Genomic DNA, 12260 nt, shown 5'->3' with positions numbered 1-12260 from the left:
TTTCAGAGGGAACGCGGCCAGGTGCGGTGATGACCGCGGGCAGGCGCTGCGCTCCCGTGACGTGATGCGACTGGAGCGCGCGTGACTGTCGTCATCGGCACGCTCAAGCGGGGCGCATTGTGGTGTCGCGGCATCGGCAAGTCAGTGCCGCCTGCTCACGCTGGCTCACACTTCCTCACACATCGGGCCGACCGGCCGGATCAGGGGGTCAGCAGGTAGCCTTGCCCACGCAGTGCACGGATGGGCAGTTCAAGGCCGGTGGCGGTGCGTACGCGTGCGCGCAGACGGTGGACCAGCACATCGAGCCGGTGCGGGTCGAAATCCCATGGGGCATCGGTAACACGCTCGATCAGGCGCTCGCGGGTGACGGGTTCACCCACCGCCTCGAACAACAGCTGGAGCGCGCCACGCTCCATCGCGGTCAATGCCAACGTCTGCTGGGCGGGCGAGTGCAGCGTCCAGCCATCGGCAGAGAGCTGCCAGGCCCGCTGCACCTGCGTGACTGTCTGTACGGCGGGGCGCCCGGCGGACAGGCGACGACGCAGGCTGAGCAGCCCGGCGGCCAGCACGTCCAGATCCAGCGGTTTCACCAGGTACACATCGGCACCCTGGGTCAGGCCATGCGCCATGTCATGCGGACTGCCACGCCCGGTCAGCATCACGATGCCGATATCCGCGGCCTGGCGCAGGTGGCTGGCCACGGCATACCCATCCTCGCCGGGCAGGCCGACATCCAGCACGACGATGTCGCACCGGTCCTGCAACAGCGCGCGATAAAGCGCCTCGGCACTGCCCAGGCCACGCACCGCGGCACCGCGCCAGGACAGATCATCAAGCATCAGCGCGAGCAACTCGGGGTCGTCCTCGACCACCCAGACGGTCAAGCCATCCAGTTCCCTGTCCACCACCGGCAGCAGTGCGCCACTGTGGTTGTCCTGATCTGCCGTCACGTGACCGCTCGCCTCCCTACGCCGGCCTGCAGTCTAGCGGCCCCCTCGAAGCGAGCCAAATGCGACATAGGTGGCAGACGCAGCGGCCGGCCACGACGTGGATCGTGGCCAGCCCGGTGCATCATTCCGCCGGAACGCCCATTTCCTTCAGCAGCGCCGGCGCCGGGTAGACCTTGGCCAGCAGCCAGCGCAGGTAGCGCATGTCCACGTGCACGGCACGCTTGAAGCGCGGGTCGAACCACCAGCTGGCGCTGACCGACTCCCAGTTGCTGTCGAAGTTCAGGCCGATCAGTTCGCCCTTGGCGTTGAGCACCGGCGAGCCGGAGTTGCCCCCGGTGGTGTCCAGGTTGGTCAGGAAGTTGACCGTCTGGGTCTTCAGCACCGGATCGGCGGTGGAGCCGAAGTCACCCTTGGCGATCGCGGCCAGCAGCGGCTTGGGCGCATCGAACGGGTAGGCGTTGGTGTTCTTCTCCACGATCCCGGCCACGGTGGTCACCGGGTCGAAATGCACCGCATCGCGCGGCGACAGTGCCTGCACCTTGCCGTAGCTGATGCGCAGGGTGCGGTTCGCATCCGGGTAGACCGCGCGGCCCTGCTTGGCACGCCAGGCGAACAGGGCCTGCATGTACGCCGGGCGCAGACGCAGCTGCTCGCCTTCGCGGGTCTTGCGCTCGTCATCCAGGCGCAGCTGCGCGGCCACCAGCGGGCCAGCCAGATCGATCAGCGGATCGTGTGCCAGCGCCTTGCCCTCTTTCGCCGCGGCAAAGCGCGACAGACGCTCGGCTTCGTCGCCCAGGTGCGTGTTGGCGTAAAGCGTGTCCAAGGTCTTGGCCAGCGCGGCCGGGGTGCGGCCGAAGGCCGCGTCGAACTCGGGCACGCGCTGCGCGTCGGGCAGCTGCTGGTAGCGGGTCAGCAGCGTGGTCAGCAACGCTTTTTCGATGGCCGGATCGTAGCGGCGCTGGACCTGCTTGAGCACGCCTTCGATCAGCGCCAGATCGCGCTGCTGGTAGCCCGTGTCACGCTCGGCATCGGGCTTGGCCGATTCGATGCGCAGCCGCTCCAGGGTCAGTGCCGAGCGGAGCAGCTGGCTTTGCGCCGAGAGCAGATCCAGCAGCAGATCGCGCTCGCCTACCGAGGCACCGCTGGACAGCGAGCTCATCAAGGACTGGATGTCGCCGCGGTACTTCGCATCGGTGGCCTGCAGCATCGCCGCTTCATCGGCGGCGCGCTGTGCCTTGGCATCGCTGCGCAGCAGGCCTTCCAGCTCACCGGCGGCCCGCTTGCGGTTGTTCTTGAGCGACTGCAGCTGCGAGGCGTAGCGGGTACGCGCCTGGGCATCCTTCGCACTGGCCGCTTCGATGGTATCGATCATCTGCTGGAACACCGCCACGCGGCGCGGCAGCACGGCATCGATCTGGCCGGCGAATTCCGCGGCGGTGCGATGGCGGTAGGTGATGCCCGGGTAACCGGCCAGCATCGCGTAGTCGCCGGTCTTCGGGCCGTCGATCGCCATCTTCAGGTGCGCCGGCGGGTGGTACGGCACGTTGTCCACGCTGTACGGCGCGGGCTTGCCGTCCTTGCCCACGTAGGCACGCAGCAGGGTGAAATCACCGGTATGGCGCGGCCACATGAAGTTGTCGATCTCATCGCCGTAGTTGCCGATCGCGCGCGGCGGCGCGTAGACCAGGCGCACATCGCTCAGCTCGAGCTGACGGATGCGGTAGAAATCGGTGCCGTAGTACATGTCCGCCACGCTGCAGCGGATGTTGCCTTCCTTCTCGCACTCGGCCACCAGCTGCTTGCTGGCGCGGTCGACCGCATCGAAATACGCTCGTCCAGTCTTGCCGCGCGCATCGCGCAGCACCTCATCGGTGACCTTGTCGAACCCGACCGTGACCAGCACGCGGAAATCCGGGTTGGCCGCGCGCTCATCGCTGCGCCCCGTGGCGATGAAGCCGTCGTTGATCAGGTTGTGCTCGGGCGAGGTGTTGTACTGGATGACGCCCATGGCCACATGGTGGTTGGTCAGCAGCAGGCCATCGTCGGACACGAACGAACCGGTGCCGCCACCCGCACGCACCACCGCACTCAACGGCGGCGCGGTGACGTTGGCCAGGTCACCCGGGTTGCCCTTGAAGCCGGCCGCCTTCAGCGGTTTGGCCAGGTCCGGCAGCTGGGTCGGCATCCACATGCCTTCATCGGCATGGGCACCGGCGGCGAGGGTCAGGCCAAGCGCCAGCGCGGCGGTGAGGGGTTTGCGTGAAGACATGGGCACATCCGGTACGTCAGAACAGCCCGAGACCTTAGCCACTGAGGCCCCGCAGGGCAACGGCCGATGGTCAGGGGCACCTGAACCATCGGCCGCAGCTTATTTCTCCCGTCGCCAGTTCAACGACCCACGGTTTTCCACCGTGCTCGATTCCAGCTCCACATCGAAGCCACGGCGCAGCAGGTACTTCAGGGTCAGCACCGAGCCACTGCCGACCAGCGACACGCCGTAGCCGATGTACAGCTTGGGCGAGATGTACTTGCCGAAGCCGATCACCGAGCCGCCCAGCGCGCGCGACTGGCTCACGCCGGCGTCGTCCAGGCCAAGCTTGGCGCCCAGCTGCGAGGCGAGCAGGCCACTGCCGGCCGACAGCGCGGCCGAGGCTGCGTTGACCTGCTGGGCCTGATCGCTGCTGGCACCGGTGAGGCTGCGACCCAGCACCAGATAGGCCAGTGCCTCGGACTGCGACATCGCCGGTTCCGACCACACATCCACGCGCGGCGACTGCGCCCGCCCGGTGACGTCGATGCCGGCGGTGACATCACCCACGGTGCGCTGGGCACGGATGTTGATGCGCGGATCGGAGACCGCGTTGTAGTTCCAGTTCAAGTTGCCGCGGGTGATGGTCAGGTCCTGTCCGTAGGCCTTGTAGCGCCCACTGACTTCCAGCCCGCCGTTGGCGGTCATCTCCCGCCCCGGGCGTGCCCACACCTGCATCTTGCCGGTCAGCGCGCCCTTCAACCCGAACCCGGCCATCTTGACCTTGTCGCCCAGGCTCACGGTCAGATCCATGTCCAGCGGCGAGCTGGGGCCCTCTTCCGGATCGACCGGGTCCAGCACCACCACGTCTTCAGAGACCGAGGTACCACGGTCCAGGCGCTCCAGGTCCAGATCCGCTTCAGGCACGTGCACGGTGCCACGCAACTGCATCGCGCTGCCGGCCAGGGTGAAATCCAGGTCCGGGTTGGCGATCACGCGCAGCTCGCTGGTGTTGGCCAGCAGCACGTTTTCGCCGTGGATATGCAGCTGCAGTGGCTGTGCATCGCCGAACCACGACAACCCGCCATCGACGTACAGCGTGCCCTTGCCGGAATTCGCCTGGGCGGTGATCTTGGCCGAGCCATCCGGCTGCGCGGTGAAGCTGCCCTTGCCTTCGGCGAAGGTCAGGCCCAGCGCAGGGAATTCGCCGTTGAACTTGCTCAGCGTGGCCTCACCACCCAGCGACGGCGTGCCACGGGTGCCGCGCAGGCTGACGTGGCCTTCGATCAGCCCGGTCGGGCGCACGATGTCGGGCGAGAACAGCTCCAGCCAGTACAGCCGCGCGATGTTCATGTACAGCTCGCCATTGAGCGGCGCGTTGGCATCCCAGCCGGTCTGCACTTTGGCATCCACGAAGCCATCGCCCTGGAAGCCGACACCCAGCTTGGCGTTGATCTGCTGCGGGGTCATCTCCAGGTTCACCGAGAACTGGTCGTAACGCACCAGCTCGCCGCGCGCGTTGTCGCCCAGGCGTACACCGCCTTCGCGCGAGGTGACCGAGGCACTGCCTTCCCACGCGTTGCCGCGGGGGCGGATGCGCCCATCCAGATTCACTTCACCGCGCAGGAAGATGCGGCGCCCGGACTGCGGCGGCAGCCACGGCTGCACCAGCGACAGCGGCAACGCATCGCCCCGCACCAGCAGCCCTTCGCGCGGCCAGTTCGCGCTGGCGCACAGCGCGCCGCCGGTGGCGGCACCCAGACACGCATCGCTCAAGGTGACGTTGCTGCCCTGCACGCTGAAGGTCGCCGGTGCACGCAGGCTCCAGGCATCGCCCTTGACCGGTGCGATGCGCAGCGCGGTCAGATCCCCGCGCCAGGCCTGACCCTGCTGGCGTACGCCGCCTTCCAGCGAGACAGCACCCAGTTCGTTTTTCGTCTGTGCATCCAGGCGCAGATTGGAGAGGCTGCCGCGGGCATTGACGTTGAGCGTGTCCAGCAGCATCCCGACCTGGACCTTGCTGCCCTGTACCGCCAGCGTGCCACTGTCGCCCTGCCACGGCAGGCGCCCCTTGATGCTGATCGCCTCGGCGCTCCAATCGTCCCAGCGCAGGCCACTGCCCACCAGGTCGGCGGTGATGTCCGGCGCGTTGCGTGCGCCCTTGATCAGCACGTGGCCGCGCAGGCTGCCGCTGCTGTTGGGCAGCAGGTCAGCGAGCTGCACCGGATCCAGCTGCGCATCGATATCCAGGCGGTCACCCACCGAGCCCTTGGCGGTCAAGCGACTGGTGCCGAGCGCCAGCCGGAGGTTGCCTTCGCCCTGCTCACCGCGCAGCGCGAACCTGCCCTGTGCATCCAGCGCGCGCTTGCGCAGCGTGCCCTTGATGCCGGGCACATCGACGGTGGCTTCGTAGCTGCCCGCGGTACCGGCCGGACTGCCGGCCGGTGGCGGCAACTGGCGGCCCTTCGAGGCGAGTGAACCGGACAGCTTGCCGTCCCAGCCCGGCGCGAAGTAGCCCGGATCGAAGCCCGCCAGTTTGGCGGCCACGTCCCAATCCAACTGCGGCGCCCAGGCCACCTGGCCGGTCACGTCGAGCGAACCGCCCGGCGTGCTGGCCTGCAGCTGTTTGATCACGGCGGCCTGGTCATTGCCGCGCACGTCAAACTGCAGATCCGCCACCTGTTTCTCGCGTTCCAACGAGGCACGGCCGACCGCCGCCCACGCCTTGAGCGTGCCGGCCAGGCCCATGCGTGCTTCCTTGAGCGTCACCGGCACCGGCGCGGCGGCGCCCGGGGTGGTGGTATCGGCGGCGGGCACGAAGGTGAGGTCGTTGGCGACGATGGAGAAGCGCAGGCTGGCGTTTTCCTTGTCGGTGAAATCGGCGATGCCTTCCAGCCGCGCCTGGCCACCAAAGCCCTTCACCTGCAGCGGCGACACGGTCAGCACCTGGTCGGCCAGGCCCACCTTGGACGGTGCCAGTTCCACCGCGATGTCGCCCTGCTTGAAGCTGCCCTGCAGATTGGCCTGGCCACCCTTGCCATCGGCCTGCACATCCAGCGCCATCGGCGTGCTGGAACTCGCGTCCATCCCCGGCACCAGCAATGCCAGGTCCAGTTCCTTGCTGCGCGCAGCGAGTTTCCACACCGGGTCGGTGCGACCATCGAACACCAGACTGGCCTGCAGCGGCGCCGGTGCATTGCCGGCGATCGCCACTTCCATATGGCCCAGGTCGCCGCGGGCGACCAGGCCCAGCCGCGCCGGGGTGCGCCCGCGCGGGGCCGGCATCAGCGCGCCAACGGTGATGTCGGTGTCGTAATCGCTGCGCGGCAGGTAATGCCCGTCCACGCGGAAATCGCCGTAGCTGCTGTCCACGATCAGCTGGCGCGCGCGGAATTCACCATTGGCGATCTCCAGCCCACCGCGCACCTTGGCGATGTCGATCAGCGGCTGCTGCGCCTGGGTGATGCGGAAGCCATCGATGATGATGGTGTCGGCCTGGATCGCCAGCGGCATTTCGATCTGCGGCAGCGAATCCGGCCACGACGGCAGCTCGAACGGCTCATCGCTCTTGGCCAGGTTCAACGTGGCGTCCTTGATCTGCAGCGCATCGAGCTGCAGCTTGCGGCCCAGCAGCGGCCGGATGTCCGGATCCAGGTACGCGCGTTCGGCGGTGAAATGGATGTCGTCGTAGCGGAAATCCAGATCGTGCAGCACCAGCGGCCCGGCGACCGGGCCATCGACCTTGCTCCAGGTCAGTGAGGCACCGACCGGCAACCGTGCGACCACCTGGGCCAGCAGCACATCACGGCCGGCCACGGTCTGCAGCAGCCAGTACACCAGCAGCAGGGCCAGCAGCACCAGGCCGAGCACGGTGAAGCCCGACCACGCCCAGAAGCGGCGCTTGCGGTAGAAACGCACGCGCGGCGGCGGCGGCGTGGCAGGGGCGGACGGCGTCGGCGTACTCACAGGTCCGCTCCGATGCTCAGGTACAGCTGGAACTGCGAATCCGGGTTGTTCAGGCCGTGCGCGATATCCACGCGCACCGGGCCCACCGGCGATTTCCAGCGCACGCCGAAGCCCACGCCGGTATGCAGGTCGATGGTGTTGTCGAACGCGCTGCCGGTGTCGACGAACACCGCCGCGCCCCAGGGCCCGCCCTTGAAGTAATGCTCATACTCGGCCGAGCCGACCACCAGGTTCTTCGCGCCGAGCGCGTACTTGTCCGGCGGTGCGGTACGCGGGCCGACTTCGCGGAAGGCATAGCCGCGGATGCTGCGATCGCCACCGGCGAAGAAGCGCAGGCTCGGCGGCATCGCGACCAGATCGCTGGTCCAGGTGGTGCCACCTTCGCCACGCAGGATCAGGCGGTCGCTGTCGCCGATCGGCACATACCAGCGCAGCACCATGTTGGCCTGCACGAAGCTGGTGTCCGAACCGGCGCCCTCGACGCCGCCACGCAGGGTCGCGCTGCCGCTGATGCCACGACGCGGGAACATGTCATCGTCCACGTTGACGTAGTCGGCAACCAGCTGCGGGTAGACCAGCGTGGAGGTGTTGTAGACCGCATCGGTGAACTCGGTGCCGGAGGCGTACCGCCAACGCTCGCGCAGTGCGTTGATCGAGGCGATCGCGGTCCAGTACTCGTTGATTTCACCGCTGCGGCTGGCCGACAGTTTGAAGTTGCGCAGGTCGATGTAATCGGTCTGCTCGTCATAGGCGCTGGCGGTGAACGCATACCAGCCGTCGAGCCAGGCGAAGCCGGGGATGCGGTAGCTGGTGACCAGGCTCTTGCGCTTCTGCGCATAGTCGAGCTGGGTGTTCATCTTGTGGCCGCGGCTGTTGAGGAAGCGCCGCTCCAGGCCGCCACGCACACCGGCGCCACTCTCACTGCCGTAGCTCAGGCCGGCGGTGTAGATCGTGCGCTTGGCGCGGGTCAGGTTGACGTCCACCGGTACGTCACCGTTCTCGTCGGCCTGGTCCGGGCGCGGCTGGATGTCGATCACGCTGAAGTAATCCAGCTTGGTCAGCGACTCGCGCAGGCGGTCCAGCTTGCCTTCGTGGAAGTAGCTGCCTTCGTCCCAGTACACCAGCGGGTCGAACAGCTTGTCGACGAAGTAATCCTGGTGGAAACGGATCTCACCCATGTTGTAGCGGCGGCCGCTGTCCCAGGTGAGATCGACGTCGGCCGCGTTCTCGGCGCGGGTGATCTGGACCTGGCGCTGGGTAAAGTCGGCATCGAAGTAACCGCGCTCGGCCAAGCGACGGGTCACCTTGATCTTGCTGGCTTCGTATTCGGTGTGTTCGAAACGCTGGCCCTTGCGCGGCTTGAAGTTCTCCAGGTCTTCCTGGAGATACTGGTCCAGCTGGGCCGGGCCGGTGATGTCGATGTGCTCGCGGCGGACCACGGTCGGCGGTCCCTTCTCGACCTGGATCACCACGCGCAGGTTCTCGCCTTCGCGCGGGCTTTCCACGGTGATGGTCGGGTTGTAGTAGCCGAACGGCTCCAGCGCCTCGCGGGTCTGGCGCTCGGCCTGGGACAACAGGTACTCCAGCCGCGACTCGCCCTGGACCTTGCCGATGGTGTCGTACAGGGACAGCGAGACCTCGATGTTCTCGATCATCTCGGCATCGTCGCCCTTGTCCAATCCTTTGATGTCCACTTTCTCGATGGTCCCCCGTGCATGTGCCACCGAGACGGTGGCAAGGGACAGGAACATCAGCGGAAGGGCGAATTTCGTTGGCTGCATGGCGACAGCATAACGGGCCATCGCGAGCATGCGAAATCGGCGTGGCTGTTTCAGAACGACGGTGAAGACGCCGTTAAATTCCGCGAGAAAGTCGCGTGCGTCACACGCGGCATGATTGATGACAACACATCATCGGACAGAAGCGTCCGCGACATGGTATCGACATCGAATGACGCTTCCGGCACGAGTATCGGAGCGCCGCCTCCCGGAAACGCAGAAGGCGCGAACAGCCGAAGCCGCCGCGCCTTCTGGTCCGCCGTAGGGCGCGCGGCCCCGCAGCGTCAGTTGGACAGGTGTTCGATCGCCGCCACGCTGCCCAGGCGGTCGCCCAGGCGCTTGAGCAGGGCCAGGCGATTGGCCCGCAGCGCGGGATCCTCGGCATTGACCATCACCGCATCGAAGAACGCGTCCACCTGCGGGCGCAAGCGCGCCAGCCGGTTCAACACGCTCACGTAGTCCTTCTGGTGCAGGCTGGCGTTGCTGTCGTCGATGGCCGCTTCCACCGCTTCGGCCAGTTCGCTTTCGGCCGGCTCGGCCAGCAGCGCCGGGTCGATCATGCCCGGGATCTCGCCCTCGGCCTTGCGCAGGATGTTGCGGATGCGCTTGTTGGCCGCGGCCAGTGCCTCGGCTTCCGGCAGCGCGGCGAAGGTGCCGATGGCATCGATGCGGCGGTCGAAGTCGTACAGCGAGGCCGGCTTCAGCTCGGCGACCGCGTTGAAGTGCGTGGCCGGCACGCCCTTGTCGGCGTAATAGCCGCGCAGACGATCGATCACGAAGTCGTACAACTCCTGCGGCAGCGCCTCGGTCTTGCGCTCCGCACTGGGCTGCACGCCTGCCGGCAGGCCGGCGATGGCGGTGCCGATCAGCGCGCGCAGATCCAGATCAAATCCGCTCTCGATCACCGTACGGGCCAGGCCCAGCGCATTGCGGCGCAGCGCGAACGGATCCTTGTTGCCGGTCGGCTTCAGGCCTGCGGCAAAGCCACCGGCCAGCGTATCCAGACGTTCGGCGATGGCCAGCACCTTGCCCAGCGGCGAGAGCGCGATGTCATCCCCACCAAAGCGCGGCTGGTAAGCCTCGTCGATGGCCAGCGCCACCTCCGGCGACTCCCCGCCAACCACGGCGTAGTGGCGGCCGGCGATGCCCTGCAGCTCCGGGAACTCGTTGACCATACGCGACTGCAGGTCGTTCTTGGCCAGCACCGCGGCGCGCTTGGCCAGCACCGGCTCGACGCCCACCTGCGGCGCGATGGCCTCGGCGAGGGCGGCCACGCGGGCGACCTTGTCGGCCACCGAGCCCAGCTTGGCCTGGTAGGTGACGGTCTTCAAGCCGTCGCCCATGGATTCCAGGCCCTGCTTCAGATCTTCGTCGAAGAAGAACTTGGCATCGGAGAAGCGCGGGCGGATCACGCGCTCGTAGCCCTTGGCCACTTCGGCCACGTCCTTGGACTCGATGTTGGCGATGCCGATGAACTTCTCGGTCAGCTTGCCGCCGGCATCGAGCACCGGGAAGAACTTCTGGTTGATCTCCATCGTCTCGATCAGCGCTTCCTGCGGCACCGCCAGGAACTCGCGCTCGAAACTGCATAGCACCGGCGCCGGCCATTCGACCAGGTTGACCACCTGTTCCAGGTTGTCCGGGGTGATGCGCGCCTGGCCGCCGGCCTGGGCCGCCGCCGCGTTGACCTGCTCGACGATGCGGGTACGGCGCGCGTCGGCATCGACCAGTACATAGGCGGCCTGCAGCGAGGCAACGTAGTCCTCCGGCGCGCTCAGCCACACGGTCTTGTCATGCATGAAGCGATGGCCGCGGCTCATGCGGTCGGCCTTCAGGCCCAGCACCTCGGCCTCGATGATGTCCGGGCCGTGCAGCAGCACCAGCCAATGCACCGGGCGCGCGAAGCCGTAGGTGTGGCTGCCCCAGCGCATCGGCTTGGGGATCGGCATCGCGGCGATTGCCTCGCGCAGGATCTCCGGCAGCAGCGTCGCGGTGCGCGCGCCCGGCGTGGTGGAGCGGTGCACGAAGCGCTCGCCCTTGGCATCGCTGGTGCGCTCCAGCGCGGTCCACTCGATCCCGGCCTTGGCCGCGAAGCCCTGCAATGCCTTGGTCGGCTGACCCTCGGCGTCCAGCGCGATGTTCAGGTACGGACCCAGCACTTCGCTGTGCTGTTCCGGCTGTTCCACGGCCACGCCGGGCAGCAGCACGGCCAGGCGGCGCGGGGTCGACAGCGGCTTGGCATCGCCGCGTTCAATGGTCACGCCACGCTTGGTCAGGCCATCCACGACGCCATCGAAGAAAGCCTGGGCCAAGCCCGGCAGCGCCTTGACCGGCAGTTCTTCGGTCCCCAGTTCAATCAGCAGCGGCTGCATCGTGCTCATGCCTGCACCTCCTTGGCGGCCACGGCTTCCAGGCGCTTGGCCTCGTACAGCTTGGCCACGGCCTGGGCCAGCGCGCGCACACGCAGGATGTAACGCTGGCGCTCGGTCACGCTGATCGCGCGGCGCGCATCCAGCAGGTTGAACGCATGGCTGGCCTTGCAGACCTGCTCATACGCGGGCAGCGGCAGGCCGACATCGACCAGCGTCTGCGCTTCTTTTTCGCAGGCATCGAAACGATGGAACATTTCGTCCACGTCGGCGTATTCGAAGTTGTAGGTGCTCTGCTCGATCTCGTTCTGCAGGTACACATCGCCATAGGTGACCGGGGTGCCATCCGGACCGTAGGTCCAGATCAGGTCATAGACGTTGTCGCAGTTCTGCAGGTACATGCACAGGCGCTCCAGACCGTAGGTGATCTCGCCGAGCACCGGCTTGCACTCCAGGCCGCCGGCCTGCTGGAAATAGGTGAACTGGGTGACTTCCATCCCGTTCAACCACACTTCCCAGCCCAGGCCCCAGGCGCCGAGGGTCGGCGATTCCCAGTTGTCCTCGACGAAGCGCAGGTCATGCACCAGCGGATCGATGCCCAGCGCCTTGAGCGAATCCAGATACAGCTGCTGGATGTTGTCCGGGCTCGGCTTCATCGCCACCTGGTACTGGTAGTAGCGCTGCAGGCGGTTGGGGTTCTCGCCGTAGCGGCCGTCGGTGGGGCGGCGCGACGGCTGCACATACGCGGCATTCCAGCTTTCCGGACCGATCGAGCGCAGGAACGTGGCCGGGTGGAAGGTGCCTGCACCCACCTCCAGGTCCAGCGGCTGGATCAGCACGCAGCCCTGCTGCGCCCAATACTGGTTGAGGGTCTGGATCAGGCCCTGGAAAGTGATCGGAACGTTCGGGATCGCGGACATGCGGCGGATTCTTGCCTGCAGAAGGGGTG

6 protein-coding genes are annotated in these 12260 nt (G+C 67.0%); all 6 read right to left on the bottom strand.

What is annotated here, in order from left to right:
• Positions 1–200 precede the first annotated feature (200 nt).
• A complete protein-coding gene (locus ABE464_RS17840; RefSeq protein WP_346473018.1) occupies positions 201–950 on the bottom strand; it encodes a response regulator transcription factor in 750 nt (249 codons plus the stop codon).
• Between the two features lie 121 nt (positions 951–1071).
• A complete protein-coding gene (locus tag ABE464_RS17835; RefSeq protein WP_346473017.1) occupies positions 1072–3219 on the bottom strand; it encodes a S46 family peptidase in 2148 nt (715 codons plus the stop codon).
• Between the two features lie 99 nt (positions 3220–3318).
• On the bottom strand, positions 3319–7164 hold the full coding sequence (locus ABE464_RS17830) for a translocation/assembly module TamB domain-containing protein (RefSeq protein WP_346473016.1): 3846 nt from the start codon (positions 7162–7164) through the stop codon (positions 3319–3321).
• The gene (locus ABE464_RS17825; RefSeq protein ID WP_346473015.1) at positions 7161–8966 is read right to left on the bottom strand and encodes an autotransporter assembly complex family protein; all 1806 of its coding nucleotides are present in this window, start codon (positions 8964–8966) and stop codon (positions 7161–7163) included. Before ABE464_RS17825 ends, ABE464_RS17830 begins: the two co-directional genes overlap by 4 nt.
• A 260-nt stretch (positions 8967–9226) precedes the next feature.
• Entirely contained in the window at positions 9227–11323 is a 2097-nt protein-coding gene (gene glyS, locus ABE464_RS17820) for a glycine--tRNA ligase subunit beta (protein ID WP_346473014.1), read from the bottom strand.
• Entirely contained in the window at positions 11320–12231 is a 912-nt protein-coding gene (gene glyQ / locus ABE464_RS17815) for a glycine--tRNA ligase subunit alpha (RefSeq protein ID WP_346473013.1), read from the bottom strand. The genes glyS and glyQ overlap by 4 nt, the downstream gene beginning before the upstream one ends.
• Positions 12232–12260 lie beyond the last annotated feature (29 nt).

Source organism: Stenotrophomonas sp. TWI587, assembly GCF_039674145.1.
GTDB classification, from domain to species: Bacteria; Pseudomonadota; Gammaproteobacteria; order Xanthomonadales; family Xanthomonadaceae; genus Stenotrophomonas; species Stenotrophomonas maltophilia_AY.
Note: the sequence above shows the minus strand (reverse complement) of the source record. Positions and strands in the feature narration are given on the sequence as shown.